The sequence below is a fragment of the Mesorhizobium sp. M0018 genome (genome assembly GCF_040323955.1).
In the GTDB taxonomy this organism is placed as follows: domain Bacteria; phylum Pseudomonadota; class Alphaproteobacteria; order Rhizobiales; family Rhizobiaceae; genus Mesorhizobium.
The window spans coordinates 1-25,260 of the sequence record NZ_JAMYVL010000040.1 but is presented as its reverse complement, the minus strand read 5'-3'; the positions used below and the strand labels follow the sequence as shown (position 1 = coordinate 25,260).

General features: G+C 61.3%; 29 protein-coding genes and 4 pseudogenes. 23 read left to right on the top strand and 10 right to left on the bottom strand.

Going from position 1 to position 25,260, the window contains the following annotated elements:
- From NKJ81_RS30910 to NKJ81_RS30885, 6 genes are all read left to right on the top strand, one after another.
- The coding region (locus NKJ81_RS30910) for a phosphatase PAP2 family protein (protein ID WP_352542775.1) at positions 1-392 on the top strand (392 nt) is incomplete at its 5' end.
- Between the two features lie 209 nt (positions 393-601).
- The gene (locus NKJ81_RS30905; RefSeq protein WP_352542774.1) at positions 602-1,357 is read left to right on the top strand and encodes a COG4280 domain-containing protein; all 756 of its coding nucleotides are present in this window, start codon (positions 602-604) and stop codon (positions 1,355-1,357) included.
- Positions 1,354-1,578, top strand: a complete 225-nt coding sequence (locus NKJ81_RS30900) for a hypothetical protein (RefSeq protein ID WP_352542773.1) — start codon at positions 1,354-1,356, stop codon at positions 1,576-1,578. The genes NKJ81_RS30905 and NKJ81_RS30900 overlap by 4 nt, the downstream gene beginning before the upstream one ends.
- A 128-nt stretch (positions 1,579-1,706) precedes the next feature.
- Positions 1,707-2,720 carry an ABC transporter substrate-binding protein gene (locus NKJ81_RS30895; RefSeq protein ID WP_352542772.1) on the top strand — a complete coding sequence of 338 codons (1,014 nt, stop codon included), beginning with the start codon at positions 1,707-1,709 and terminating at the stop codon, positions 2,718-2,720.
- Positions 2,721-2,817: 97 nt separating this feature from the next.
- On the top strand, positions 2,818-3,627 hold the full coding sequence (locus NKJ81_RS30890; protein WP_352542771.1) for an ABC transporter ATP-binding protein: 810 nt from the start codon (positions 2,818-2,820) through the stop codon (positions 3,625-3,627).
- A gap of 11 nt (positions 3,628-3,638) precedes the next feature.
- The gene (locus NKJ81_RS30885) at positions 3,639-4,517 is read left to right on the top strand and encodes an ABC transporter permease (protein ID WP_352542770.1); all 879 of its coding nucleotides are present in this window, start codon (positions 3,639-3,641) and stop codon (positions 4,515-4,517) included.
- Between the two features lie 24 nt (positions 4,518-4,541).
- Here the strand turns inward: NKJ81_RS30885 and NKJ81_RS30880 are convergent, their stop codons facing one another.
- The 3 genes from NKJ81_RS30880 to NKJ81_RS30870 form a co-directional block, all read right to left on the bottom strand.
- A complete protein-coding gene (locus NKJ81_RS30880) occupies positions 4,542-5,933 on the bottom strand; it encodes a sensor histidine kinase (protein WP_352542769.1) in 1,392 nt (463 codons plus the stop codon).
- The gene (locus tag NKJ81_RS30875; protein WP_352542768.1) at positions 5,923-6,597 is read right to left on the bottom strand and encodes a response regulator; all 675 of its coding nucleotides are present in this window, start codon (positions 6,595-6,597) and stop codon (positions 5,923-5,925) included. Before NKJ81_RS30875 ends, NKJ81_RS30880 begins: the two co-directional genes overlap by 11 nt.
- A 286-nt stretch (positions 6,598-6,883) precedes the next feature.
- Positions 6,884-7,516 (bottom strand): methyltransferase family protein, encoded by a 633-nt coding sequence (locus tag NKJ81_RS30870; protein WP_352542767.1) that lies wholly within the window; start codon positions 7,514-7,516, stop codon positions 6,884-6,886.
- Positions 7,517-7,772: 256 nt separating this feature from the next.
- Between NKJ81_RS30870 and NKJ81_RS30865 the strand changes: the two genes are divergently transcribed.
- The 14 genes from NKJ81_RS30865 (at position 7,773) to NKJ81_RS30800 (ending at position 19,552) form a co-directional block, all read left to right on the top strand.
- Positions 7,773-8,030 (top strand): hypothetical protein, encoded by a 258-nt coding sequence (locus NKJ81_RS30865; protein ID WP_352542766.1) that lies wholly within the window; start codon positions 7,773-7,775, stop codon positions 8,028-8,030.
- 39 nt (positions 8,031-8,069) lie between these two features.
- Complete coding sequence (locus NKJ81_RS30860) at positions 8,070-8,864, top strand: COG4705 family protein (protein ID WP_352542765.1); 795 nt, start codon at positions 8,070-8,072, stop codon at positions 8,862-8,864.
- Between the two features lie 111 nt (positions 8,865-8,975).
- Complete coding sequence (locus NKJ81_RS30855; protein WP_352542764.1) at positions 8,976-9,485, top strand: cytochrome b; 510 nt, start codon at positions 8,976-8,978, stop codon at positions 9,483-9,485.
- Positions 9,486-9,604: 119 nt separating this feature from the next.
- The gene (locus NKJ81_RS30850) at positions 9,605-10,282 is read left to right on the top strand and encodes a winged helix-turn-helix domain-containing protein (RefSeq protein ID WP_352542763.1); all 678 of its coding nucleotides are present in this window, start codon (positions 9,605-9,607) and stop codon (positions 10,280-10,282) included.
- A 41-nt stretch (positions 10,283-10,323) separates the two neighbouring features.
- Complete coding sequence (locus NKJ81_RS30845) at positions 10,324-11,742, top strand: sensor histidine kinase (protein ID WP_352542762.1); 1,419 nt, start codon at positions 10,324-10,326, stop codon at positions 11,740-11,742.
- Between the two features lie 145 nt (positions 11,743-11,887).
- Positions 11,888-12,454 carry a hypothetical protein gene (locus tag NKJ81_RS30840; RefSeq protein WP_352542761.1) on the top strand — a complete coding sequence of 189 codons (567 nt, stop codon included), beginning with the start codon at positions 11,888-11,890 and terminating at the stop codon, positions 12,452-12,454.
- A 1-nt stretch (position 12,455) separates the two neighbouring features.
- A complete protein-coding gene (locus NKJ81_RS30835) occupies positions 12,456-13,118 on the top strand; it encodes an ABC transporter ATP-binding protein (RefSeq protein WP_352542760.1) in 663 nt (220 codons plus the stop codon).
- Positions 13,111-13,788, top strand: coding sequence for an ABC transporter ATP-binding protein (locus tag NKJ81_RS30830; RefSeq protein ID WP_352542759.1), 678 nt, complete (start codon positions 13,111-13,113; stop codon positions 13,786-13,788). The genes NKJ81_RS30835 and NKJ81_RS30830 overlap by 8 nt, the downstream gene beginning before the upstream one ends.
- Positions 13,785-16,439, top strand: a complete 2,655-nt coding sequence (locus tag NKJ81_RS30825) for an ABC transporter permease (protein WP_352542758.1) — start codon at positions 13,785-13,787, stop codon at positions 16,437-16,439. Before NKJ81_RS30830 ends, NKJ81_RS30825 begins: the two co-directional genes overlap by 4 nt.
- 302 nt (positions 16,440-16,741) lie before the next feature.
- The gene (locus NKJ81_RS30820) at positions 16,742-16,996 is read left to right on the top strand and encodes a DUF1344 domain-containing protein (RefSeq protein ID WP_352542757.1); all 255 of its coding nucleotides are present in this window, start codon (positions 16,742-16,744) and stop codon (positions 16,994-16,996) included.
- A gap of 290 nt (positions 16,997-17,286) precedes the next feature.
- The gene (locus NKJ81_RS30815; RefSeq protein WP_352542756.1) at positions 17,287-17,514 is read left to right on the top strand and encodes a hypothetical protein; all 228 of its coding nucleotides are present in this window, start codon (positions 17,287-17,289) and stop codon (positions 17,512-17,514) included.
- Between the two features lie 91 nt (positions 17,515-17,605).
- Entirely contained in the window at positions 17,606-17,845 is a 240-nt protein-coding gene (locus tag NKJ81_RS30810) for a DUF982 domain-containing protein (protein WP_352542755.1), read from the top strand.
- 112 nt (positions 17,846-17,957) lie between these two features.
- A complete protein-coding gene (locus tag NKJ81_RS30805) occupies positions 17,958-18,209 on the top strand; it encodes a DUF982 domain-containing protein (RefSeq protein ID WP_502904359.1) in 252 nt (83 codons plus the stop codon).
- A 650-nt stretch (positions 18,210-18,859) separates the two neighbouring features.
- Complete coding sequence (locus NKJ81_RS30800) at positions 18,860-19,552, top strand: hypothetical protein (protein WP_352542754.1); 693 nt, start codon at positions 18,860-18,862, stop codon at positions 19,550-19,552.
- Between the two features lie 282 nt (positions 19,553-19,834).
- On the opposite strand, the gene NKJ81_RS30795 is transcribed toward NKJ81_RS30800, so the two are convergent.
- The 4 genes and pseudogenes from NKJ81_RS30795 to NKJ81_RS30780 all read right to left on the bottom strand — a co-directional run.
- Positions 19,835-20,110, bottom strand: coding sequence for a spore coat protein U domain-containing protein (locus tag NKJ81_RS30795; protein ID WP_352542753.1), 276 nt, complete (start codon positions 20,108-20,110; stop codon positions 19,835-19,837).
- Positions 20,111-20,336: 226 nt separating this feature from the next.
- On the bottom strand, positions 20,337-20,516 hold the full coding sequence (locus NKJ81_RS30790) for a spore coat protein U domain-containing protein (protein WP_352542752.1): 180 nt from the start codon (positions 20,514-20,516) through the stop codon (positions 20,337-20,339).
- A 190-nt stretch (positions 20,517-20,706) separates the two neighbouring features.
- A complete protein-coding gene (locus tag NKJ81_RS30785; protein ID WP_352542777.1) occupies positions 20,707-21,789 on the bottom strand; it encodes a sensor histidine kinase in 1,083 nt (360 codons plus the stop codon).
- Positions 21,790-21,945: 156 nt separating this feature from the next.
- Positions 21,946-22,096, bottom strand: a pseudogene (locus NKJ81_RS30780) (EAL domain-containing protein); the annotation flags it as partial.
- Between the two features lie 5 nt (positions 22,097-22,101).
- On the opposite strand from NKJ81_RS30780, the pseudogene NKJ81_RS30775 reads away from it, so the two are divergent.
- Together NKJ81_RS30775 and NKJ81_RS30770 are read left to right on the top strand one after the other, a co-directional pair.
- Positions 22,102-22,239: pseudogene (locus tag NKJ81_RS30775) on the top strand (exopolysaccharide biosynthesis protein); the annotation flags it as partial.
- A 448-nt stretch (positions 22,240-22,687) separates the two neighbouring features.
- Positions 22,688-22,861 (top strand): annotated as a pseudogene (locus NKJ81_RS30770) (coproporphyrinogen III oxidase); the annotation flags it as partial.
- 34 nt (positions 22,862-22,895) lie between these two features.
- Here the strand turns inward: NKJ81_RS30770 and NKJ81_RS30765 are convergent.
- From NKJ81_RS30765 to NKJ81_RS30755, 3 genes and pseudogenes are all read right to left on the bottom strand, one after another.
- Entirely contained in the window at positions 22,896-23,261 is a 366-nt protein-coding gene (locus NKJ81_RS30765) for a DUF779 domain-containing protein (protein ID WP_352542776.1), read from the bottom strand.
- Positions 23,262-23,264: 3 nt separating this feature from the next.
- A pseudogene (adh, locus tag NKJ81_RS30760) lies at positions 23,265-23,708 on the bottom strand (aldehyde dehydrogenase); the annotation flags it as partial.
- A 468-nt stretch (positions 23,709-24,176) separates the two neighbouring features.
- A complete protein-coding gene (locus NKJ81_RS30755; protein ID WP_352507621.1) occupies positions 24,177-24,431 on the bottom strand; it encodes a type II toxin-antitoxin system VapB family antitoxin in 255 nt (84 codons plus the stop codon).
- Between the two features lie 188 nt (positions 24,432-24,619).
- Here NKJ81_RS30755 and NKJ81_RS32790 point away from each other — a divergent pair, with 188 nt between their 5' ends.
- Positions 24,620-24,913: a Y4oE-related protein gene (locus NKJ81_RS32790; protein WP_502904358.1), complete on the top strand. Its 294-nt coding sequence runs from the start codon at positions 24,620-24,622 to the stop codon at positions 24,911-24,913.
- The last annotated feature ends 347 nt before the right edge of the window (positions 24,914-25,260 follow it).

The window sequence follows — 25,260 nt, the reverse complement described above, 5'->3', positions numbered from 1 at the left end:
TGCGCCATGCTGCCTTGTCCGCCGGCTTGGCGTTCCTGCTCGGTCTGGCGATCAATCAGTTCATTTTGCTATTCGTCCACCGGCTGCGGCCCTACGATGCCGGTGTGACCCACCTGTTGATTGCGCCAAGCGCGGACTGGTCATTCCCATCCGATCACGCGACCGCAGCCATCGCAATCGTTGCGGCCTTTGCGATGCAAGCTCTGCCGCGCCGGACGTTAGTGCTGTCCCTGCTGGCATTTCTGATTTGTTGGTCGAGAATTTACATTGGGACCCACTACCTCACCGACGTAATCGGCGGCGCAGTGACGGGCGTCTTAGGTGCCGTTATGGTGCGATTGGCCTATCGTGAGAACTCCCGGCTGGACAACCTGGCGACAAGAATTCTCTAGCTCCTTATGTGCCAACAATGAGACGAGCAGCTATCAAAACGTCGAGGTCCAAGGCGGCGGCTGGCTGACGATGATCCTGTCATGCCTTAGTTGAGGTCGGCGAATTCACGAGTTGATCGTGGCGCGATGGGCGGATTCAAACGGTCGTCGCAACATCCCGGATGTTAGAGGTTGCGATGAGCATTGGGTCAAACGAGACAGAAACCTCCATGCAGACACTGACACCCATCCTTTCGACGGTCACGGCGGCATTCCTGGCGTCCTTCGTCGAGGTCGTCGAGGCCTTCACCATCGTGCTTGCTGTCGGGCTGACGCGCAGCTGGCGCCCGGCGCTCACCGGCGCCGCACTGGCGCTGGCGGTGCTGACGGCCCTGGTGCTGGCGTTCGGCCCAGTGTTGGCACTCGTACCAATCAGCACGCTGCAGTTCGTCGTCGGGGTGCTGCTGATCCTGTTCGGCATGCGCTGGCTGCGAAAAGCCATTCTGCGCGCTGTTGGCGTCATCGCCATACATGACGAGGCGGCGGCGTTCTCCAGGGAAACCGCTGCCTTGCACCAGCAGGCAAACGACCGCCGCGCCGACTACCTCGCTGGACTGGCGTCGTTCAAGGCAGTGCTTCTCGAGGGCGTCGAGGTGGTGTTCATCGTCATTGCCGTCGGAGCAGCACACGGGCACACGCTTTACGCCGGCCTCGGCGCGCTGGCGGCGTTCTTCCTGGTGATGCTTATCGGCCTGGCGGTCCACCGGCCGCTGGCGCGGGTGCCGGAGAATGCGCTCAAATTCGTCGTCGGGCTGATGCTGACCAGCTTCGGCATCTTCTGGACCGGCGAAGGGATTGGCGCCGACTGGCCGGGCGCCGATCTCGCTTTGCTCGCCATTTTCGCTATCGTCGCGCTGGCGTCGTTTGCCATGGTGCGCTGGCTGCGCAGCACCTACCCCACACTCACCGGAGAGCTCGCCCGATGAACGTCATTCGGCTCGCAGCCAAGGAATGCCTTGGCATGTTCGTCGATGACGGCAGTCTGGCGCTGCTGGCGCTGGTTCTGGTGGCAGTCATCGCGGCGGCTGTAAAGCTGCTGGGGCTGCCCCCGCTGCTCGGCGCTGCCCTGCTGTTGATTGGTTGCCTCGCCATCCTGTTGCACAGCGTTCGCCGCGCTGCACAGCTGCGGCAGAACTCCAAACCTTGAAGCCGTTCGCGTTCCCGTTTGACAGGTTGATGAAAGGTTGATGCCATAACTATGCCGCGCGTCCTCGCAATGTCGCAAAAGCGATGGGAGAAGAGAGGGACGCGGGAACCGAACCAAGGGAAGAGGCCATGTCGCCTAAGCGAACACTGCTTGATTCAGCCGCTACAATTGCACTCGTCGCCACCATAGCCCTGTCCGCACCATCGGCTCGCGCCGACGATAAGATCTCCATCATGGTGGGTGGCTACGAGAAGCAGATCTATCTGCCCGCCAAGCTGGCGGAAGCGCTCGGCTACTTCAAGGACGAAAGTCTCGATGTCGAATTGCTGAACGAGCCGGCCGGCGTCGATGCCGAGAACGAGATGCTGGCCGGGGCCGTGCAGGCGGTGGTCGGTTTCTACGACCACAGCATCGATCTGCAGGCGAAGGGCAAATTCGTCGAATCCGTTGTCCAGTTCAGCCAGGCGCCCGGAGAAGTCGAACTCGTTTCCACAAAGCATCCTGAGATCAAATCGCCCGGCGACTTCAAGGGAATGAGCCTTGGCGTGACTGGCCTCGGCTCCTCGACAAACTTCCTGACGGAATATCTTGCCGTCAAGAACGGCTTGAAGCTCGGTGAATTCACTTCGGTTCCGGTCGGCGCCGGCAACACCTTCATCGCCGCTATGCAGCAGGACAAGATTCAGGCCGGCATGACGACCGAACCGACGATCACCCGGCTTCTGAAGACCGGCGAAGCTTCCATTCTTGTCGACATGCGTACGATGGAAGCTACCAAAGCCGCGCTCGGCGGCACCTATCCGGCTGCTTCCCTCTACATGCAAACGGACTGGGTCGACGCCCACAAGGAGACGGTGCAGAAGCTGGCCAATGCCTTCGTCAAGACACTGAAGTTCATCAACACCCATAGCGGCGCCGAGATCGCCGAAAAGATGCCGAAGGACTACTATGTCGGCGACAAGGAAGGCTATGTGAAGGCGCTGGACGCCGGCAAAGCAATGTTCACCGCCGACGGCGTCATGCCGGAAGGCGGCCCGGAAACGGTGCTAACCGTGCTCTCGGCCTTCAAGAAGGACCTGCAGGGCAAGCAGATCGACCTGTCGAAGACCTACACCACCGAGTTCGTCAAGAACGTGAAATAGCCGACATCGCCGGCGCGAGCCTCGCGCCGGATCCATCCTGTTTCTGCGTCCGGCGATCTCCCGCGCGGCGACCGCTGGGCCTTGGAGTATCTTTATCATGGCTGCCGAAAAAACCGTTCCGGCGATCGAGCTGATCAATGTCAGCCGCCGCTTCCTCTCCCCCACCGGCAAATCGCTGACCGCGTTGCGCGACTTCACCATGACGGTCGAGCGTGGCGAATTCGTCGCCGTCGTCGGCCCGACCGGCTGCGGAAAGTCGACCAGCCTCAACCTGATCACCGGTCTGGCAGCCCCAAGCGCCGGCGAGGTTCGCGTCATGGGCGGCCCAGTCAAGGGAATAGACCCACGCATCGGCTTCGTTTTCCAGAGCGACGCCCTGTTTCCCTGGCGCACGGTGATCGAGAACGTCATGGCGGGCCCGCTGTTTCGCGGCAGGCCGAGGTCGACGGCCATGGCCGCGGCGCGCGACTGGCTGGCGCGCGTCGGCCTGTCACGGTTCGAGCAGCATTATCCGCACCAGCTTTCGGGCGGCATGCGCAAGCGCGTGGCGCTCGCCCAGACCTTCATCAACGGCCCCGAGATTCTGCTCATGGACGAGCCGTTCTCCGCGCTCGACGTGCAGACACGCGTGCTCATGCATGAAGAGCTGCTGCGGCTGTGGTCGCAGGCCAAGGCCTCGGTGGTCTTCGTCACCCACGATCTGGAGGAGGCGATCGCCCTGGCCGACAAGGTCTATGTGCTGACTGCTGGTCCGGCGACAGTGAAGTCGGTCTACACCATCGATCTGCCGCGACCGCGCGTCGTCGCCGATATCCGTTACGAGCAGAGCTTCATCAATTATTCGCGCACAATCTGGGCCGATCTCAAGGAAGAGGTCGAGACCAGCTATGCGCGGGCGGCGGCCTGAAGGAGAACATTATGACTGATGCTGCCATCGACGTCAGCGCCGGAAGCTTCAGGCCAGGAACCTCTGACGCCGAAATCGAAGCCGCCGCCGCAAAGGCGGCGAAGCACCGCCGCCGCACGGTAATCTTCTGGCGGATTGCCATCCTCGTCATCTTCCTGTCCTTGTGGGAAATCGCCGGCCGCCTCGCCTGGATCGATCCGTTCTTCTACGCGATGCCGAGCACGATCGCGGCCAGGCTCTACGAATGGACGACGGAAGGAACGTCGGAAGGACCGCTCTGGTACCATCTCTTTGTCACCATGGAGGAAGCCACTATCGGCTTCGTGACCGGTTCGGTTACCGGCATCATCATCGGCGTCGCGCTTGGCCGCAACCGCATGGCCGCGGATATCTTTTCCATCTACATCAAGGTGATCAATTCCATTCCTCGCGTGGTATTGGCGCCGATCTTCATCATGATCCTGGGCCTGGGGCTGGCCTCGAAAGTGGCGCTCGCCTTCGTCATGGTTTTCTTCGTGGTCTTTCATAACGCCTTCCAGGGCGTGCGCGAAGCCGACCGGGCGATGATCGCCAACGCCCGTATCCTTGGCGCTTCCGACTGGCAATTGACACGCTCGGTGATCGTGCCGTCGGCGATGAGCTGGATCTTCGCCAGCCTGCATGTCAGCTTCGGCTTTGCCATAATCGGCGCCATCGTCGGCGAGTTCGTCGGCTCGCGCTACGGCATCGGCCTGCTTATCAACATCGCCAAGGGCTCCTTTGACGCGGCCGGCATGTATGCCGCGATCGTCATCGTCATGGTGGTGGCGCTCGGTGCGGAATATCTGATGACGATGGTCGAGGACCGGCTGGCGAAATGGCGTCCGCAGCCCCTGCACGAGACGCAATGACCTGAACCAAGTCGGGAAGCTGAATCAGGCTTGGGCTGCCTGGTAGGCGGGCAGCTTGGCTTGGGCGCTCAATCCGGGCAGCGGCTTGCGGTTGGCGAGCGCGATCTCGCCGTCATGCGACGAGACAATCTCGCGCACGATGGCGAGACCCAAGCCGGTGCCTTCGCTGTCCGGTTCGGACCCTCTATAAAAGCGCTCGAACACCTTTTCCTTGTCGCCTTCGGCAATGCCCGGTCCCGTATCTTCCACCTGCAGCACGATCCAGCTCGCATCGCGGCCGATCCTTGCGGTGACCGAGCCGCCTTGTGGGGTGTAGCGCAGGGCGTTGTCGACCACGTTGACGACAAGTTCGCGAAGCAAGGTCGGATGTCCCCACACGATGAGATCATCTCCCTCGGACTCGAATCCGAGGTCGATGTTGCGCGACAGCGCCGCCTGCGCCAACCCCTCGAGAGCATCCCTGGCCACGGCGCTGAAATCGACGCTGGATTTCATCAGCGAAGAGCTACCCTGCTCGGCGCGGGCAAGTGAAAGAAGCTGGTTCGACAGCCGCGCCATGCCATCGACAGACATGTCGACCGCGGCCAGAATTTCATCCTTGGTGCCGATATCGCGTTCGCGCAGGCCGACGCTGACCTGCGTCTTCAACAGCGCCAGCGGCGTCCGCAACTGGTGCGCGGCGTTGGCGACGAAGCGCCTCTGCGTGGCCATCTGGCGCTGGATGCGGTTGAAGGCCTCGTTCAGCGCTTCGACAAGCGGGCGCAATTCGCTCTGGACAGTGTCGGCGGCGAAAGGCTTCAGTTCCGCCGGATCGCGCTCCATCACATCGTTGCGAAGGCGCAGGATCGGCGCCAAGCCACGGCGCAGCCCGAAAACGCCGAGCAGGCCGGCAGCCGCGACGAGCAGCACCTGGTCGCGCAGCGCCTTGAGCCATAGGCCGGTCATCAGCTTGTCGTGCCCCCTCAACGTCTGACCGACCGCCACCATTGCATTGCCCGGGTTCTGCTTGCTGACCATGGGCTGGGCAATGGCAACCGCATGGACAGGCTGGTCGCGAAACGTCGTTTCGAAATAGACCGGATTGAGATCGGCGGGTTGGCCAGGCGGTGCGATGACATCGGGATAGCCGGCAATGACTTGGCCACGTGGTGTCGTCACGCGGTAGACGACGCGGTCGGGCTGATCGGATGCGAACATTTCCAGCGCAGCCGGCGGGATCGGCGCTTCCAGCACGCCGTCGTTTTCGCGAATGTTTTCCGCGATTACCCGAGCCGATGCCAGAAGGGTTCGATCGGTGATCAGATTGGCGGTTTCCTCCGCATTCTTGTAGGTCGTCCACACGTTGAACGAGACGACGGCCGTCAGTGGCACGACGAGCCAGGCGAGCAGTTCACGCTGGAGGCTTCTAGTGGCCATCGTCGATTCGCAGGGCGTAGCCGAGACCGCGAAGAGTGGTGATCGCCATGCCGCTGCCCTCCAGCTTCTTCCTGACGCGGTGAACGCAGATTTCCAGGGCGTTCGGATTTGTCTCGTCGTCGAAGCCGAAGATACTCTCGGCGAGCATAGTCTTCTGGACCGGCCGACCGGCGCGCATGATCAGCGTTTCAAGCACGGCATGTTCGCGAGCGGTCAAGTGAAGCGGGCTTTCGCCGAGGGTGAAGGCACGTGCCTGCGTGTCGAAGGCGAGCGTGCCGAACCGCACCATCGGGTCGAAGTTTGCCCGACCACGCCGCAGCTGCGCGCGGACGCGCGCCTCGAATTCATCGACGTTGAACGGTTTGACCAGATAGTCGTCGGCGCCACTGTCGAGGCCACGCACCCGGCTCGATACGGCATCGTTGGCGGTGAGAATGATGACGGGCGTTGTGCTGCCGCGACTTCGCAGCCGCCGCAAGATCTCGATGCCATCAAGATGCGGCAAGGCCAGATCGAGGATGACCAGCGCATAGTCCTGACTGGCGAGTGCGAGGTCGGCATCGTCGCCGCGATAGACGCAGTCGATCACGTAATGATCGCGCCGCAGCAGGCGGGCAAGCCATGTCGACAATTCGCGATTGTCTTCAGCAAGTAAAATACGCATTCAATGCAATCCGTCTCAACGGCCGACAGCCACATCGCGAAAGAGTGCGTCTACAAGGGGGTCCGGCGAAAATGTTTTGGCCAATGTTGGGAGATGGGTTTTCCGTTGGCCGCCGTCCCGCTAGTGCCCTTCCGGTAAATGACCATCCGATATCGCAAATTCCCGGTCTGTATTGCGCCAAGTGCCGAAAATCAGTCGATGCTCTTATGTCTTTAGCGAAAACGGTCGCTACTGTCCCAGTTGATAGCGACGAGCGTGGGCGAATGGCAGCAGATTTATGCATTGATCAATAGAGGGTGAACAGTGTCGGCAGGAAGCCGCCATTCCTAAAATGCTCGACCGTTTCGATCACCGGAAAAAGGGCGAGGAAATAAAGCCCGTCATAGAATGTTCGCTTCAAGGCATGCGTTGAGAACTGTCGTTCGGCCTGGTCGGCGAACAACAGCGGGTTCGGCCAGAAGCGCGGCGTTCGCTCCGCATACGCCAGATAAGCGGGGCCAAACTTTCCCAGCAGGAATTCAGCTTCCTTGCGCGCCGTCACCCGAAAAACGACGAAACTGGCTAGGCCAAGTGCCACGGCCACCACGACGGATCCATATATCAGCCCAATGCCCACCGCGCCGATCGTTGAGAAGAAGTAGAGCGGGTTCTGGGTCATCGAAAATGGCCCGGCGGAAATCAACTCTTCGTTCTTTTTGCCGCCGACATAGAGAATGCTCCACAGACGGCCACCGACACAAATGAGGATGAGGAGGCCGCCCAGCAGTTCGACGAACTCGTGTCCGCTCGACCCTTCGCTCAGGAACGGCTTGACAAACAGCAGCAGCGCTATGGCCAGGACGGCCGCTACCTGGAGAACGATGAGGCGCTTGTGCTGGTCGAATGCCTTTGGTGAAGGTTTGAGGGAGGCGTAGGTCATTGGTTTCCCGCGGCTCTGGCAAGTCTATGGGTGGGCCGAAGTGTCGTTGCGCGTAACCAGCTACTCTTTCCGCCGCCTGATGGCGAGGCAATCGACGGGTTTTCTCGAATTCTTACAAAAAAGTAAACCACCGGACAGATGCCGGCGAACTCGCCTCCCTATGGTCGCTGCTGCCCGGTAGTCGCTGCTGCCGGTCGACTGGCCAGAGCTTGATCGACACTGCCGGAACCCCGGCGCCAAATAGGGAAGATATCATATGAACAGACTGGTTCTCGCCCTCGCGCTCGGTACAGTTGCCATCGCCAACCCGATTTTATCAGCATCCGCAGCCACGACCCCTTGCGAAACCTCGCTCAAGGATCTGAGGGCAGCAGAAGCAACGGCGAAACTCAGCGATACGGACAAGACCAAGGTTTCCGAGCTGGAGACCAAGGGAATCGAGCGCTGCAACGCCGACGACGACAAGCGCGCCGACGACTTCTTCGCTCAGGCCATGAAAATCCTGGGCAAGTAAGTCGACCCTACCTTCTCCATCAACGACAGGGATACAGCCATGCTCTCGCCAGCCGCCCGATGGGTCGCGCCTGCTCTTAACCGGGTTCCCGATGTCACCGTCGATTTCTGGCTGATCAAGCTCTTGGCGGTGACCATGGGCGAGACGGCGGCCGACTATCTCGCCGTCAATCTCGGCCTCGGGCTCACCGTTACGTCGCTGATCATGACCGGCATCCTGATTGTCGCGCTCATCCTTCAATTCGCGCAGAAACGTTATGTGCCATGGGCCTACTGGCTGGCGGTCGTGCTGATCAGCGTTGTCGGCACGCTGATCACCGACAATCTCGTCGACAATTTCGGGGTGCGGCTTGAAACGACGACGATTGCATTCAGCATCGCGCTCGCCGCAACATTCGCGGTCTGGTACGCCAGCGAGAGGACCCTGTCCATCCACACGATCTTCACCACCAGGCGCGAGATCTTCTACTGGTTGGCGATACTGTTCACCTTCTCGCTGGGCACCGCGGCAGGCGATCTGGTCGCCGAAAAGTTCGACATGGGCTACCTCACCACCGGCCTGTTGTTTGGCGGCGTCATCGCGCTGATCGCCTTTGCCCATTATGTTCTCAAACTGGACGGCATCCTTGCCTTCTGGCTCGCCTACATCCTGACGCGGCCGCTGGGCGCTTCATTCGGCGACCTGCTCTCGCAGCCGGTCGAATATGGCGGCCTAGGCTTTGGCACCACCTTGACCAGCATCCTCTTCCTTGGCTGCATCATCGCCCTGGTTCTCTACATGAGCCTGAAGAAGGACACCGACGAGGCCGACAAAATCCTGCTTGAATCGGAGTAGGAATCAAGCATCTGCACACCCGCCTGACGCGACGAGAACGCGCCAAAACGTCACGGATCCCTGCCGTGGGTTGCTATGGGCAGCTATCGCGCTCACCTCATGGACAGAAGAATGAACTCCAAGAAATCCGGTTATAGCGGCCTCCAAATTAGCCTGCATTGGACGATAGCGGCGCTTGTCCTGTTCCAGCTCCTGTTCGGGGAAAACATGACAACCTATGTCGATGCGGCAGCGGCAGGACGCCGACTGTCAACCTACGAGCAGACCATGGGGTCCGCCCATTACTGGGTCGGCCTGGCGATCCTGTTGCTGGTGTTCGTGCGACTGGCCGTCCGCCTCTTTGTCGGTGCGCCCAAGCCGCAATCGACAATGCCGAAATGGATGGCTTTCGCCTCACGCGCAACGCATGCACTGTTCTACGGCTTTCTCGTCGCTGTTCCTGTTTCCGGGCTTCTGGCCTTTCATCTCTGGGGCTGGATGGGCGATATCCATGCCTGGGCAAAGCCGGTGTTCATCGTCCTGATCTGCATTCATGCCAGTGCGGCACTCTTCCATCATTTTATTCTGAAAGACGCCGTGCTGCGCAGGATGCTTGTTCCTGCGCGCGATCCGGTCGGATGACACTGTGGGCATGTGCAACGACGACGAGCCACCAGGCGCTGGCGGATATTCTAGGAACGGACCGCCGCCGGTGCTAGCATGCCGCACTGACAAAGCCTCGGCAACAGACCGGAACAGAGATGCGACTTCTCCTTGTTGAGGATGACCCACGGACGGCCGACTACGTCGTCAAGGGACTGAGCGAAGCCGGGCATGTCTGCGATCTGCTGCGCAACGGGCATGACGCGCTGTTTGCCGCGACACGCGACGCCTATGACGTGATCATAGCGGATCGGATGATCCCCGGCCTGGACGGCCTGTCGATGATCAAGGCGGTGCGTGCCGCCGGGGTGCGAACGCCGGCGATCTTTTTGACCTCGGTCGGTGGCGTCGATGACCGGGTCGAAGGACTGGAGGCCGGCGGCGACGACTATCTCGTCAAGCCTTTCGCCTTTTCCGAGCTGCTCGCCCGCATCAACGCCCTTGGCCGCCGGCCGCCGGCGCAGGAGCAGAAGACCGCATTGCGGGTCGCCGATCTCGAAATGGATCTGATCATGCGCCGCGTCACCAGGCAGGGGCATGTGATCGACCTGCAGCCGCGGGAATTCAGCCTGCTCGAAGTGCTGATGCGTGGCGAAGGCCGCGTCATCACCCGGACCATGCTGCTGGAACGCGTCTGGGATTTCCATTTCGATCCCAAGACGAGCGTCGTCGAAACCCATATCAGCCGGCTGAGGACCAAGATCGACAAGCCGTTCGAAACCCAGCTTATCCATACGGTCCGCAACACCGGCTACAGTCTGCATGCGCCTATCTAGACCATGATCCCAAAAAGTGGGCCCGGTTGTTGGAAAAGATCATGGCCAAACAAGAAGATAGAGTCCCATCCCGTTTCTACCGGGATGGATCGGGCCCCAGCCTGCTGCGCAGCACGCCTTTCCGGCTTGCATTGACCTTCGGCTTCCTGTTCGTGCTTGCCTTTATCCTGTCGGGCGCCATCGTCTATCAGCTGATGAGCGCCGACCTTGCCCAGCGGCTCGACGAATCCATCAAAGAGACCTATTCCGTGGTGGCGGTAACTTATGCCGAAAGCGACCTGGAGGATCTGGTTGCCACGGTCGACAGCCACGCGGCGCTCTCAACCAAGAAAGAGCAGCTGTTCTCGCTGACCGGTCCGGCCGGCAATCATCTTGCCGGCAACTTTACCGCGGCGGACCTTCCCGACGGCTTCTCGATGTTTGAGGCCACCATGCCCGGCGTGCCAGCCGACACCGTCTATAGGGCCTGGTCCGGTTCGGTTGGCGGAAACAGTCTGACGGTCGCTTTCAGCCTTTCCGAGACCGAAGAGCTGGAAAGCATTGCGCTGATGAGCTTCGGCTGGGGAACCCTCATCATCACCGGCCTGGCGGTGGCCGGCGGCGCCTTGCTGGCCTCGCGTGTCCAGCGCCGCCTCGACGGTATCGCCGCCACTATGGTCGACGTGTCGCATGGGCGGCTTGACGCCCGCATTCCCCTGGTTGGCAACGGCGACGATATTGACGGGGTTTCCGCACAGGTCAACGCTGCGCTCGACCGGCTGTCGGCGCTGGTCGAAGGCATGAAGCAGGTCAGCGCCAACATCGCGCATGATTTGAAGACGCCGCTGAACCGCCTGCAGATGATTTTGGAAGCCGCCGCCGACAAGACCGCTTTGGGCGAAGCGGTTTCCGATGATTTGGCGGACGCCCGGGCGGAAGGGCTCCAGATCAATGAGACGTTCGATGCCTTGCTGCGCATCGCCCAGATCGAGGCTGGAGCACGCAAGGCGCGCTTCATCGATCTGGACGTCAATGGCGTCGTTGAGAGCATTGCCGAAATCTATGCGGACGTTGCCGAGGATGACGGAAAGTCGCTGACGGCAAAGATCTTTCAAGGCGCACAATGTCAGATCCAAGGCGATTGGGAATTGTTGACGCAGATGTTCGCCAATCTGGTGGAGAACGCCTTGCGGCATTGCCCGGCAGGCACCGTCATCGAATTGTCGGTGACCCGGCAGGACGACCGCATTGTTGCGAAAGTCGGCGACGACGGCCCGGGGATTCCTATTGAGGAGCGTGAAAAAGTATTCCAACGGCTCTACCGGCTCGACAATAGCCGCTCGACGCCCGGCAGCGGCCTTGGGCTTAGCCTGGTGCGCGCCATAGCCGATCTGCACGGCGCATCCATTGCCCTGGAAGACCGCCGTCCAGGCCTCGCGGTCGTCGTCAGTTTTCCGGCTGCAAAACCGTCGGCTGGCTAGGCACTGCCCTCCAAGCTTACCAATCCGTATGAACCAGGCGACATGCCTGTAAGCTTGATGCGCGATAGTGAGTGCATTCGCCGTGCCAACTCGAAAGGCCGCTCAAATGATGTCCGCTCATCGAAAAATCAGCCGGATCCTGCCGATGCTTACTGTCGCGGCATGTCTAGGCGCTGCCGGCGCGCTCATTCCAGGTTTCGCAAATCTGCCGGCGTTGGCGGCCGAGAAGGTCGTCCCCGCGGAAAAGAACCCTCCTGGGGACATTCCCGATACGCAGGTCTTCATCGACTATGCCTCGCCGCAAGGTTTCACCATGAAGGTGCCGGAGGGCTGGGCGCGCTCGGATCATGCCGACGGCGCCAGCTTCGTCGACAAGCTCGACGGCGTCGTTGTCTCCGTGGCGAAGGCGGACGCCGCGCCAACCGTCGACAGCGTCAAGGCGGACTATGTTCCGAAGCTGCAATCCACCGGTCGAGCAGTCCGGGTTACGGCGGTCAAGCAGGTCAAGTTGCCGGCGGGGCCGGCGATCCGCATCGTCTACACGTCCAACTCCGAACCGAACGCGGTGACCAACAGGCAGGTCCGCCTGGAGAATGAGCGCTACCTCTATTTCAAGGACGGCAAGCTCGTCACGCTCGAACTCTATGCGCCAAAGGGCGCCGACAATGTCGACCAGTGGCAGTTGATGTCCAACTCGTTGCGGTGGAAGTGAGATGCACGCGCTGGACGCGCACGAACTCTATCGGTTCTATCACATCGGCGACGACGAGACGGCTGCACTGCGCGGTGTAAGTTTTCAGATGTCGCCCGGTGAGATCGTCGCCCTGACCGGGCCGTCCGGCAGCGGCAAGTCCACCTTGCTGGCCTGCGTAACCGGGCTGGACGAGCCGGATGGTGGTCATGTCGAGGTGGCCGGCCTGCGCCTGACCCGACGATCGGAGGCCGAGCGCACGCGCATTCGCACCGCCAATTTCGGCATCCTCCTACAGTCCGGCAACCTGTTTGGCCACCTGAGCGTCGAGCAGAACATCCGTTTGCAGATGCTGCTGGCGGGAAAGCACAACGAGAAAGGGATTGGCGCCCTGCTGGAAAGTGTCGGCCTGTCGCATCGCGGAAATGCATTTCCAACCGAGCTTTCGGGCGGCGAGACGGCGCGCGCCGGCCTTGCCGTGGCGCTGGCCGCGGATCCCCCCATTCTGGTTGCCGATGAGCCGACCGCGGAGGTCGACCGCGACACTGAATCAGGGCTGATCGAGCAGTTCGAGGCCAGACGCGAAGCCGGACTGGTGACGCTGCTCGCAACCCACAGCAAAGCGCTGGCGCAAAGAGCCGACCGGATCATCCGTCTGAGAGACGGGAGGATCGAGGGTGAGTAGGACGCTAGTTGTCGGCAAAGGTCTTGGCCGCGACTTTCATGATGGGAACGCCGGCCGGATCACCGTTTTGCGCGATGTCGACTGCGAGATCGCGGCGGGCGCGCGCATTGCCTTGGTCGGGCCTTCCGGCAGCGGCAAGACAACGCTGCTGCATATTCTTGGCGGGCTGGACAGACCGACGACCGGCACCATTGAATGGCCCGGGCTCGGCCCGTTCGAGGAACTGCGGCCGCGTCAGGTCGGATTCGTGTTCCAGTCGCCCAGCCTGTTTCCCGCCCTTACGGCGGCCCAGAATGTCGGCCTGCCAATGGTGCTGGCCGGCGAAAGCGCCGCGGATGAAACCGCGGCAGCACTGCTGGAATCGTTTGGCCTCGGCGAGCTTGGCGACAAACTGCCGGAGGAATTGTCCGGCGGACAGTCGCAGCGCATTGCCATGGCCCGGGCGCTGGCCACAGGACCGAAACTCGTTCTTGCCGACGAGCCAACCGGGCAGCTCGACAGCCGGACGGCGCAATTCTTCTTCGACGCCGTGCTGGACCGGCTGGAGGACACCGGCGTGGCGCTGGTCGTGGCGACGCATGACGAAGCGGTCGCGGCTCGCATGGCAACGCGCTGGACAATGGATCACGGCCGGCTGGTCACCGGTCGGCCGTGGAACGTCACAGCATGATGCTTTTGCTTTGGCTTCGGGGCATACTCGCCCGTCGTTTCGTTCGTATCGCCGGCTCGATGGCGGGCGTCGCGCTCAGCGTAGCGCTTCTCGCGGCGATGGCGCTTTTTCTCGCCAGCGCCAGCTCCTCTATGACGGCTCGCGCCATATCGGCCGTGCCGATCGACTGGCAGGTCCAGGTGATTTCCGGTGCCGATCCGGACTTGATCGGTAAGGCGGTGAGCGAAGCCACGCCGGTCAAGGCCGTTTACCAGGTCCGCTATGCGGATGTCGCCGGTTTCGAGGCCCAGACCGGCGGCACCACGCAGACCACCGGACCGGGACAGGTCATCGCCTTCGATAGCGGCTATTCCCGGGCCTTTCCGGCCGAAGTCCGGCCGCTTTCCGGCAAGACCGACGGTGTTCTCATTGCCCAGCAGACGGCGGCCAACCTACATGTCGGCCCCGGCGACACGGTGTCGATCAAGCGAATCGGGCTGCCCCCGGCAGAAGTGAAAGTTGCCGGCGTGATCGACCTTCCCGACGCCGATTCGCTGTTCCAGGCGGTAGGCCTGCCGCCCCAGGCTGCTCCGCAGGCGCCGCCTGACAATGTGCTTGTGCTGTCACGGCAGGACTGGCAGCAATTGTTCGACCCGCAGCAGAAAATGCGCCCCGACACCACCAGGCTGCAATGGCATGTTCGGCTCGCCCATGAGGCGCTGCCCACCGATCCTGTCACGGCCTATACATTCGTCACCAGTGCAAAGCGCAACCTCGAGGCGCGGACCGTGGGTCAGGCTCTGGTCGCCGACAATCTCGGCTCCCGCCTCGGAGCAGTCCGCGAGGACGCACTTTACGCCTCCGTGCTGTTCCTGTTTCTCGGGCTGCCCGGCATTGCGCTGGCCATTGCGCTCACCTTTGCGGTCACATCGTCCGGTGCGGCGCGCCGGCGGATGGAGCAGGCGCTGCTGCGCGTCCGCGGCGCCACGACAAGGACAATCCTGTCCCTGTCGGCAGCCGAGGCCGCGATCGCCGCTGTCGGCGGAACCGCGCTTGGCATAGCCGCGGCGTTGCTCTTCGGCCGCATCGCTTCGGGCCAGCATGTAACGGCGAGCACGAGCGGTCCGACACTGCTTCTTGTCGCCTTGTTCGGGCTGCTCGTCGGTTTCGTCGCCTTTCTGTTTCTTGCCTGGCGTGACGCGCGCTGGGCGACTGTCAGTGCCGCGCGGCGTGCCGTCAGCCGCTCGGGGACGCCGGTCTGGCAGCGCCTATGGCTGGACATGCTTTTGCTCGCGGCAGCCGGGCTCTTCTTCTGGCAGTCGGCGAGCACCGGATACCAGATCGTGCTGGCACCCGAAGGCGTCGCCGCAACCTCGGTGGACTACAAAGCGTTCATCGCACCGGCGCTGTTCTGGCTGGGCATGGCGCTGCTGACCGTGCGGCTGTCGGGCACTATCATCGCGCGCAACGGCGCGGGCCTTCGGGCGATCATCGCGCCAGTCGCCGGGCCTCTCGCGAACGTCGTATCGGCGGCGCTGTCTCGGCAATCGGGACGCCTGACCGTCGGCATCGCCATGACCGCGCTGGCGATCTCCTTCGCCACGTCGACCGCGATCTTCAACACCACCTACAACGCACAGGCGCGCATCGACGCGGAATTGACCAATGGTTCCGACGTCACCGTCTTCGGCACATCGGGCAGGCCGGCCGGGACACATCTGGCAGCGCTGGCCGCACTGCCCGAGGCGGCAGCGGCAGAGCCCATGCAGCACCGTTTCGCCTATGTCGGCGCCGACCTGCAGGATCTCTATGGCATCGACCCCATGCGCATCGAACGCGCAACGAGCCTTTCCGATGCCTATTTCAGCGGCGCCAGCGCGGCCAGCATGCTCGACCAGCTCACCCTGACTCCCAACGGTGTTCTGGTGTCGGAAGAGAACGTGCAAGACTTCCAGCTCCAGCAAGGCGATACGATCAATCTTCGGCTCATGGATGCAAAGGATCGCCAGTACCATCCCATCGCCTTCAGGTTCATTGGTGTTGTGCGTGAGTTTCCGACCGCGCCGAAGGACTCCTTCCTCGTCGCCAACGCCGCCTACGTGGGCCGCATGACCGGGTCGGATGCATCCGAATACGTCCTGATGCGGGCAAAGGCCGATCCGTCAGCGCTGGCACGACAGGCCGTTTCGGTGCTTTCCTTCGATCCGTCGCTGAAGGTTGCCGACATCGCACAAGCCGCTCATCTCATCGGCTCGAGCCTGACGGCGGTCGACCTCGGCGGGCTGACCACGATCGAACTGGGGTTTTCTGTTGTCATGGCGGCTGCCGCCGCCGGCCTGATGCTGGCATTGGGGTTCATCGAGCGCCGCAGGAACCTCGCCATACTGAGCGCCATCGGCGCCAAGCCCCGGCAATTGGCGGCCTTCCTGTGGGGCGAAGGCCTCCTCATCCTCGTCGGTGGTTTCGCATTCGGTCTGCTGTCGGGGTTCCTGACGGCGTGGATGCTGGTGAAGCTGTTGACTGGCGTGTTCGACCCTCCGCCCGAGGCGCTGTCGATCCCCTGGGGTTATCTTGGGGTCGTGCTCGGCCTTGTCGCCGCTTCGGTCGTCGCCGCCGTCCTGTCGGCCAGGCCTTCGTCCGGACGAGACGCCGAGCACCTGCGCGATTTCTAGGGCAATTCCAGGAAAAGTGTGAAACGGTTTTCCGTCCGGAATTGCGTCAAAACAAAGAGATAGAGGGATGTCGCGCAAAGGGCTGCCCTCGGGCTTGACCTCAGGGGTGCGCAGCGGCGGGCTTACCTATTTGTAAAGTAGCGGCCATCCTGTCGCAAACTCCGCCGCCTAAGTTCGATCCATCTTCTCTCGAATGAGAGAAATGATCCGGCAAGCCCTACCGCTCCGGATCGTCACCGTTGCCGCTCAGGGCCTAACGGGCCCTTTCGGCATCGCAACGAAACCAAACGGGAAAAACGAACATGAAAAAATCAGTTATCGCAACCGCAATGGTACTGGCCCTTGCATCCTCGACCGGTGCCTTCGCCAAGGCAACCACCGGCACGATCGCAAGCGTCGACAAGAGTGGCGACTCGATCACGCTGTCCGACGGCAAGACGTTCATCTTGCCGGAAGGGATCGAGGCCGAGACGCTCAAGGTCGGTGAAAAGGTCGTTGTTACCTACTCGATCAAGGCCGGCAAGCTGGCGGTTTCGAGCATTCATCAGGCCAAATAAACCAGCAAAACGAGGACCGAGCGCGGGAGCGCGCCTGTGTGGATGCCATAAGAGGCAAGGTGTCCCCACAGCAGGCCCGGTGACGCGTTCGAGGAGGCAGCAAAGGAGGAGGGCAGGCTCTTTCCCTGATTAGCAGGTCGGGGGCTCTTCGCGCGAGCCAGTTATCCGATCCCCGCTCAGAAATTCTGCCAAACGTTCCGCCCCTTTACTTCGTACGATCGGAACATTGATTTTTTTGTGGGACCTACAGAATAGCGGCTTGGGTTTCTCGCTGAGGTGGGAGGCCTGGTATGAACATTTGGACGAACTGCCGACCCAGCAAAATGACTGCCCACGAGCTTGTTGAAGAGCTGATCTTACAAGCCCGTCGGGGCCAAATCGTCTCCGTCAATGACACTATTGCGGCGGTGCGCCGCGACGGGCCACATCTGGTGGTAAGTGACTGCGAGCTGGTCGCTCTTATTGTTGATGTTGCACCAGCCTTTGGCCTGTTCGTCGCGTTCGATCTTCGGGAATAGCCGCATGGCTCTCCCTGGTTGCCCCCACGTCAGAACCAATACTCCCGACCGGAAGCTGGCCGCATAACAAGTCCGTCCCTAGGTTCCGCCTATGGCAATCCTTTGGTTCTCACCTCCGGTGTACGTCAAGACGGAGCATGACGGCTTCCGCTACGGGGTCCACCACGTTCAGGCTGCGGCCGAGGAACTCGTCTTGTGGACCAAGCGTGGTAAGTGGCAAAAGGCGGAGCGCGCCTGTATGGATGCCATCAGCGGCAAGGTGTCTCCACAGCAGGCCCGTGACGCGTTCGAGGAAGCTGCCAAGGAGGAGGGCATGATCTTTCCTGAATAGGAGTTCTCATGGCTCGCCACTGGTTCAACCCTCCGGTCCCCGTCAAGACCGGGCGTCCAGGGGAAATCCGCAACGTCAACAACGCCGAGACAGCCGGCGAGGAGCTGATGAAGTGGACCAAGCGTGGCCCTTGCTGGGACCTCGCAGTGCGCGTTTGCCACTCGCGATCAGCCGCGTCGAGGGTGCGGCCGAGGAACTCATGAAGTGGACTAACCGGGGACATCGGTGGAACGTTGCGGTACGTATCTGCACGGCCGCGCTGGCCGATAAGGTGTCACCTCAAGTGGCTGGTAAGGCATTCCCGGCTGCTGCAAAAGAGGAGGGGGCGTTACTCCCCCCAATGGCAACCAGCGGACTGTTCTAACCAAGAGGCCCGTCGCCCATGAGAAAGGCGACGGGCCCCAACAGCGGCTGCACATCCAAGAGAAGAACCGAGCGCTGCGAGTTCTAAACCCGCGAGGGCCTACATCGTTCCCTATAACCTGCGTTGGTCGGCAGGCCTGTGCCGCTCTAAGTTCCCCCCATGGCAACCCATTGGTTCTCCCCTCCGGTGTACGTCAGGACCGACGGACCTGGCATCCGGTACGGGGTTAGCCATGTCGAGGGTGCCGCCGAGGAACTCATGAAGTGGACCAAGAGGGGACCGAAGTGGACGCTGGCGGTGCAGTCCTGCAGGAGGCCGCCAAGGAGGAGGGCGTGCTCGTTCTGGAGTAGGAAGCCGCGTGGCACTGTTATCCTCTTCGTAAGGAGGTCGATTGTGCCCGCCGTTCTCGACACTTGCGCCTCTGCGCGTGACACCCCTCATGTGAACTTCATCGCCGAATACGAAAGAGCCTGGGCCGAGAATGTACTCGCTCCATTCATTTCAAATTGTTTCAGAATATTTTTCTAATCGTAAGTGACAATCTCAAAGATAGTTCCGGGTTAGCAATCCACTAACTCTCTGAGCTCGTTATCGCTGAAGCAGCGGGCATTGAAACTGCTACTATGAGGCAAGTATCAAAGGAGAGTGTCATGGCAAATTTCGTCAAGAGTTTCGCCACAGCTTTAGCCGGTGGTGCACTTGTTTTATCTCTATCATTTCCTTCCAGTGCGGCGGGAATTAACGTCGGTGCCGGCGCATCAATTGGCGGCCCAGGCGGCATCAACGCTGGTCTCGGCGCTTCGATCGGCGGTAGTGGCGGCATCAGAGCGGGAGCCGGCGCCTCGATCGGTGGGCGCGGCGGAGTGAATGCCGGCGCTGGTGCTAACATAGGCGGCAGCAGGGGCATTACCGCCGGTGCCGGCGCTAATATTGGCGGCAGGAGTGGTGTCACTGCCGGTGCTGGCGCCAACATAGGTGGCACGAACGGCGTGACCGCTGGGGCAGGCGCTAATATAGGCGGCAGGAGTGGTGTCACTGCCGGCGCAGGCGCAAATGTAGGTGGCGCGGGCGGCGTTACAGCGGGGGTCGGCGCCAACGTTGGTGGCACAGGTGGTGTCGGCGTTGGCGTTGGTGGCGGTGCCGTTCCCGGCACCCCTGGGACTCCCGGAACGCCGGGGACACCTGGAACGCCAGGGACGCCCGGCACCCCGCCGAGCGTTGTTGCTCAGCTGTCCAGCAGCCAGCTGATTCGCATGAAGAAGCGCTGCGCCGACGTGCTCAGCAGCGAAGGCACGTATGACAGCGATCTGCGTCAGCTTTGCATGCTGATCGCGCGCCGCTGAGGAGAGTGCGCCGTTAACGGGAGCGTCGAATCGGCCGTGAGGCTTTGACAACACTCTCCTGGCCTCGCGGCCGGCCCGTCACCAGCTAGGTGGCGGGCTTCTCTTGGTCAGGATCGCAGCGCTGCGGGGCTATCCACCACGCACACCCGTCCATAGATTCGGCACGTTGAGGCGCCGACAGGGTCGTCTTGGGTCATTTCGCAAGACATGGTACCGGGCATGTTCAGTAAGTGACGTCACCACCACAGTGTGTCGCCTGCGGCGGCACCCGTCCATAGACGGTCAGGTTTGGGTCGCACCGTCTCCGGTCCCCGGCACCGTGCTTCCCGGGGTCGATGCATCACCCCATGGCTGCAACCGCGCGACATCCTTAAATAGGCCATAGGTGACTGTTTCCGCGCCTTTCGACATTTTGCGCGCTGTTGGCGTGGAGCCGGTGGTGCCTCCATTCAAGGAGACAGTACAGGCGGTAGCCGGCGTGCACGTGACCGACACCTGCCCCGTCGCGTCGACATTTGCGCCTAGCGTTCCCACAGATCCAAAATCGATGTTCTGCATGGCGACCAGGCAGTTGGCCGGTACGATAGCCGTTACGCTAAAGCTTGGCCGCGAGATCGCCCCCGTTCCCGTGCTGCACGAACTGGAAGAAGTATACCGGTAGCGAAATTCGACATTGCTACCGGAGAAAGCCGAGAGATAGCTTCCAGGGGCGCCGTTGGTTGGCTGCCAAGGACTGCGCCGTATATGGTTGCGGCCCCTCCGCCGGTTCCAAATGCGTTCAACGTCAACTCAAATGCCGGCGCACCAGCCGGGAACCCCAGAAGTAAGAGCCCCAGACGACACTACGGGCTGAGTCCGAATAAAGCTGATAGTTGAGAACGTTCGAACCACTCAGCAGGCGCTCGAAACTGACCTTGTCGACGGGCGCGCTGGGTCTGAATAAATGACGCGAAAGCTCCTCCACAAGCTGTCTGATCCAACAGGGCTGCCGCGGAACGGCTCTCACCGCGAAGGCAAAAACCGCAAGCTGAAGGACCCGCTCCCCTGACGTTAGCGGCCGTCAGCGATCGAAGAAGGCGCGTCGAAATCTGCGGGCAAGAGTCTTGGAATTCGCTCTCCAGCCACCAGCGCGGTTCGTCTGGACAAGGTCCGATCTACGGAGCGGCGGCGGCGGACCGCCTGAACAGGATAGTTACCTTCGTGCCCTCATTCGGGCTGGAGCTCACATGGAATTGCGCATTGGCGTTTTCGATAAGCGAGCGCGCGATTAGCGCACCGAGCTTGCCATGCCTGGGCCATGTCTCGCCTGCTGGCAGGCCGATGCCGTCATCGGCAACGACCACACGACACCCGTCACCTTCAACGGTGCTGTGCAGAGTGATCGTGCCGCCTTCGCGTCCTTGAAAAGCATGCTTCAGTGCATTGGTCAGCAGTTCATTCACAACCAGTCCCGCCGGCATGGCGACATTGATCGAAACCGGGTACGAGTCCACGCTCATATCAAGCCGGATACCTTCGGTAGCATGCGACGTCATGACTGCCGAGGCGATCTGACCGAGATAGACGCCGAGATCGACCTCGTCCTTTGGTTCGCCGCCGGAAAGTGCTTGGTAGAGCATCGCGAGGGCATTGACGCGGCCTGCCAGGCGGTCGAAACGCTTTTGGTCAGGCTCTACCGCATTTCGAGCTTCCATTCGGATCAGGGCGGTAATCATTTGCAAATTGTTCTTTACCCTGTGCTGTAGTTCGCGCAGCTGAACGTCTTTTTCACGGATACGCTCCTCGGTCTGGCGGGTGTCAGTCTCGCTGTGGGCCGAAACGTCGACAAGGGCAACGAGGCGAAAACAGACTTTGCCATTGTCTTCCTGAATGAGATTCGAATAGACGTCCACGATAGCGGGCTCATCCTCGCCGCGGTGAAGCCGAAACGTCCCGACGAAATCTGTCTCGTCCGCGAGCGCCTCGGTCAGCGACTGGTCCGCCGGCTCATTGAGACCGCTGGCGGAAAGGACCGCCCAATCCTCCCGAGCAAGCTCTTCCGCCTTTACACCCGACAGCTTCTCGAATTCGGGATTGGCGTAGACCACACGTTCGTCGCCTCGCAAGTCCGACACTGCGATCGCAATCGGCACTTGATCGAGAAATTTTCTGAACTGTTCGTTTTCCAAAGCATTGGCGAGGTCCGGTACGTCGAGTAGTTGTTCAACGGACTCGGGATTCTCGGGGTCGCTATTCATCGTATGCTGCCGTCCTACAGTCTGGCGAGACAATATCAGCGATGCGGACGCCACGCCATCGCTGAGCGCCGCGTCTCCAAGTAGCGGATGAAATATCTGACGAACGATTGATTGCACGCCCGCACGCTCGCCTGCGCCGCAGACTTCTGCGCCAGACGCGAGTGAAGCATACCCCGTCCCAAAATCATCCATGGCAATCTTGACACCAAACGACTTTAGCCGACGAAGAACAACGCAGTAGTCGGTCGCGGATCAGAACCCCTTCAGTGATTTCGAGTTCCAACCGCCCTGGCGAGAGGCCCGTTTCGCCAAACCGGCATCGGCTTCACAATCCTATTTCTGGCCATTCCGGCGCTGACGCCGATCCCGGGGCCGTTCGGCGTGGTTTTCGGCAGCGGGCTCGCGCTGGCCTCGCTCCAGATCGTTGCGGGCAGCCGGAGGGTCGCGCTGCTCCATAGGAGCCGAGGCTTGTCGGGGATCATGCGCTTCGGCACCTGGCCCTGCTTCTTCAGTGTCAGCAAGCGGGTCGGGTTGGATGAATTCGCCGGCCGCGCAGACGCTCGCCACGTCTTGCCGAAGTGGACGAGGTGAGGTCGACTGAAGCGCTTTGTCGGGCGCGGCAAATAGAGGCGATCAGGGCAAATCGTGACGCATACTGGGTGGATGATACGGAGCCGAGCTGCCCTTGTGCCCGGCTCCTCCGGCTTTGACGGGAACCTACGCAGCGTCACGTGTTAGTTGCCGACGTCGCCGCTCCGGAGCCGCTTCACGCACAAAGCGCGAAGGACCAGAGCGGCATCGGCGTAAGTGATCGCCTTTTCGCCGCCGAAAACCGGTGTATTGCCGACAACCTCTAGGACATCGCCCTCGATGCGCCAAGGAAGAATATCGGTGCGCAGCCGGCCAAAGACTTCTCGTCCGAGCGAGTTCCACGGCCCTCCAAGATCCTGCGCGGTTGCTTGAACTTGATGGTGACCGCTTCGTCGTGCCTGCGGAAAGCCGGCCCTTTGTCAGGAGCATCGCGACAAAGTTCGACAAATATTTCGAAACCGGCAAGGCGGGCGTTCGGTAGCGGTCTGAGCATCGGCTGCAGTCGGATGGGAAGGCTACGTCCCGATCTGAACAGCGCAGATCTTCGACCGTGTCAGGAATCGCTTCTCCCGTCCGTTATCGAGGCAGAACATGCCGCCGCGGCCAGGCACTACGTCGATGATGAGGTCGGTGTGCTTCCAGACCTCGAATTGCGAAGCCCCGATATAGAAGGGCGCGTCGCCGATGTGGCCGAGCAACACATCCTGATCGCCGACGATGAAGCCAGCACGCGGATAGCACATCGGCGAAGACCCGTCGCAGCAGCCGCCGGATTGGTGGAACAGCACTGGTCCGTGCTCGGCAACAATTTCCGCGATCAGTTCAGGGGCTTCCGGCGTCGCCGTAACTTTTTTGCATGCATAGTCTAATCCGGTTTCCAGTCATCTTCTCAACTGCTCGGACGAGGCCTGAGCGCCAATCATCGTCGCCGGATCGAGCGGATCGCCCTGTACGATCGCCTCGACGCGCTTCAGCGCGCGTTCCATGAACGTATCGTAGATCGATTCATGGATGAGCGCGCGGCTCGGGCAGGTACAGACCTCGCCCTGGTTTAGCGCAAACATGACGAAGCCTTCGATCGCCTTGTCGAAGAAATCGTCGTCCTCGGCGACAACATCCTTGAAGAAGATGTTTGGCGATTTGCCGCCCAATTCCAGTGTTACGGGGATAAGGTTCTGGCTGGCATATTGCATGATCAGCCGGCCCGTCGTGGTCTCGCCGGTAAAGGCGATCTTGGCAATGCGCGGCGACGACGCGAGTGGCTTGCCCGCCTCGAGACCAAAGCCGTTGACGATGTTGAGCACGCCCGGCGGCAGCAGATCGCCAATACACACAGCGCGCTCTGGGGGCGCGTTCCGGCTATGGCTTTTTTTCCGCGGAAAGGGCCGTTGTGCTTTGTGGCAGGATCTTCACTTCGGTTTCGCGCAAGAGCCCGTCGAGCGTCAGCAGCGGCGCGCGCATTGTCATGGCATAGGCGTAGTGAAAGCAATCGAAATTGCTGAGGTAGCGTTGCCAATTCCGTGTTTTTCGGCAACCGCGACGGCATAGGACAGTACTCGCAGCGGCGATCCTGGCTCGCGAAGCGCGATTCTTCTGCTTCCAGCCATTTGACCACGACCGCCTCGGCGGCGCTGTACGGGCAATTCAGCTGGTCCGGCCGGGATAGAACAATAATCGCCTCCCACGCGGCGAGCGTCGATGTGAAGGGGGAGGGCGCTTCCAGAAGGCGGCTTCATAGCTATCGGCCGTGTCCTCGCCAGCCATCATCGACACGATGGCACAGGCATCCACGAACATTATTCGTCGCCCTGCAGATCGTGATCCAGGTCGTGATAGGCTTCTTGTGGGACCGGCTTTCGATCAGGTTGGAAAGACAGGCCATGTTTTGCCAGAATCTTCTGTGCGGTCTCGCGCGGCCGCTCCTTTTGCATCCGGTTTCGGATTGTCTCACGGAGAGCGGATATCACCGCTTCGGTGATATTGGTGCGGTCGAGGCGGGCAAGCTCCCGCGCCAATTTGTCAGCCTCGTCGTTTCGGATGTTCAAGGTCATATGTGTAGCTCCAATCGCGTATCCACCATTACGCTATCGTGTAGCTTTTTTCAGTGCTCGGTCGCTACGGCGCGGGGCGGCGTAATATTCGACGCTGCGGACATAGTAAATTCGTTTCAGCCGGCGCACCGTCATTGCCTGCCGTTGCTCGGCCGAAGGATGTTCGCAGCTGATGACGACCGTATCTTGTGGCGGGCACGTCTCACCATCGGGCGGTGAGCGATCCCAATCTGTTGGATGCCTTCAACCGCGATGCCGCCGTGCAGAAACGGACCGTGCCTGAAGCTGCAGAGGCAGCGACAGCCCTGTGGGGAAAGACAGCCGCAACCGCAATCGCCTGGTGCGCCGTGTCGGCGTATTGCAATGGGCGGATACGGGAGTACCGGTTCTGGTTTCGGGTATTCGCCTATCTTCAAGCGGGTTCGCCCGTTGCCGAAGTGGAAGCAGCGTCGGAGAGAGTTCGTCCAGGCTTTTCCCGATAAGGAAATCATGTTCGACGAGGGAACTGCCTGCTTGTCGAGAGAACGCCGGACCGAAGTCAGCCCGTCAAGGCCAGAGCCGCATCGCTGTGGCGCGTGCTGCGCCAGCCTTGACCGGCAGTCTTCGGCCCGGCGGCCGCTTTGGACGCAGGCAAACTCCGGTACGAGCGGTACCGCTCTACCCCTCGGGGTACATTACTCTGGCAATTCGTCGCCCTTGATCGGCGCCTTCCCTTTGCCGGCCCGTTTCAGGATATGCAGCGCCTTGGGAAGGTCGGCACGGGCGGCGCGTTCCTGAAAGTAACTTTCCGTGCGCAGCGCCGAAAGCTTTTCAGCGACTGCCACGTTAA

Coding starts and splice junctions, on each gene's coding strand:
- NKJ81_RS30905 (WP_352542774.1), top strand. CDS start 602: ATGCAGACACTGACACCCATCCTTTCGACGGTCACGGCGGCATTCCTG.
- NKJ81_RS30900 (WP_352542773.1), top strand. CDS start 1,354: ATGAACGTCATTCGGCTCGCAGCCAAGGAATGCCTTGGCATGTTCGTC.
- NKJ81_RS30895 (WP_352542772.1), top strand. CDS start 1,707: ATGTCGCCTAAGCGAACACTGCTTGATTCAGCCGCTACAATTGCACTC.
- NKJ81_RS30890 (WP_352542771.1), top strand. CDS start 2,818: ATGGCTGCCGAAAAAACCGTTCCGGCGATCGAGCTGATCAATGTCAGC.
- NKJ81_RS30885 (WP_352542770.1), top strand. CDS start 3,639: ATGACTGATGCTGCCATCGACGTCAGCGCCGGAAGCTTCAGGCCAGGA.
- NKJ81_RS30880 (WP_352542769.1), bottom strand. CDS start 5,933: ATGGCCACTAGAAGCCTCCAGCGTGAACTGCTCGCCTGGCTCGTCGTG.
- NKJ81_RS30875 (WP_352542768.1), bottom strand. CDS start 6,597: ATGCGTATTTTACTTGCTGAAGACAATCGCGAATTGTCGACATGGCTT.
- NKJ81_RS30870 (WP_352542767.1), bottom strand. CDS start 7,516: ATGACCTACGCCTCCCTCAAACCTTCACCAAAGGCATTCGACCAGCAC.
- NKJ81_RS30865 (WP_352542766.1), top strand. CDS start 7,773: ATGAACAGACTGGTTCTCGCCCTCGCGCTCGGTACAGTTGCCATCGCC.
- NKJ81_RS30860 (WP_352542765.1), top strand. CDS start 8,070: ATGCTCTCGCCAGCCGCCCGATGGGTCGCGCCTGCTCTTAACCGGGTT.
- NKJ81_RS30855 (WP_352542764.1), top strand. CDS start 8,976: ATGAACTCCAAGAAATCCGGTTATAGCGGCCTCCAAATTAGCCTGCAT.
- NKJ81_RS30850 (WP_352542763.1), top strand. CDS start 9,605: ATGCGACTTCTCCTTGTTGAGGATGACCCACGGACGGCCGACTACGTC.
- NKJ81_RS30845 (WP_352542762.1), top strand. CDS start 10,324: ATGGCCAAACAAGAAGATAGAGTCCCATCCCGTTTCTACCGGGATGGA.
- NKJ81_RS30840 (WP_352542761.1), top strand. CDS start 11,888: ATGCTTACTGTCGCGGCATGTCTAGGCGCTGCCGGCGCGCTCATTCCA.
- NKJ81_RS30835 (WP_352542760.1), top strand. CDS start 12,456: ATGCACGCGCTGGACGCGCACGAACTCTATCGGTTCTATCACATCGGC.
- NKJ81_RS30825 (WP_352542758.1), top strand. CDS start 13,785: ATGATGCTTTTGCTTTGGCTTCGGGGCATACTCGCCCGTCGTTTCGTT.
- NKJ81_RS30820 (WP_352542757.1), top strand. CDS start 16,742: ATGAAAAAATCAGTTATCGCAACCGCAATGGTACTGGCCCTTGCATCC.
- NKJ81_RS30815 (WP_352542756.1), top strand. CDS start 17,287: ATGAACATTTGGACGAACTGCCGACCCAGCAAAATGACTGCCCACGAG.
- NKJ81_RS30810 (WP_352542755.1), top strand. CDS start 17,606: ATGGCAATCCTTTGGTTCTCACCTCCGGTGTACGTCAAGACGGAGCAT.
- NKJ81_RS30800 (WP_352542754.1), top strand. CDS start 18,860: ATGGCAAATTTCGTCAAGAGTTTCGCCACAGCTTTAGCCGGTGGTGCA.
- NKJ81_RS30795 (WP_352542753.1), bottom strand. CDS start 20,110: ATGCAGAACATCGATTTTGGATCTGTGGGAACGCTAGGCGCAAATGTC.
- NKJ81_RS30785 (WP_352542777.1), bottom strand. CDS start 21,789: ATGAATAGCGACCCCGAGAATCCCGAGTCCGTTGAACAACTACTCGAC.
- NKJ81_RS30755 (WP_352507621.1), bottom strand. CDS start 24,431: ATGACCTTGAACATCCGAAACGACGAGGCTGACAAATTGGCGCGGGAG.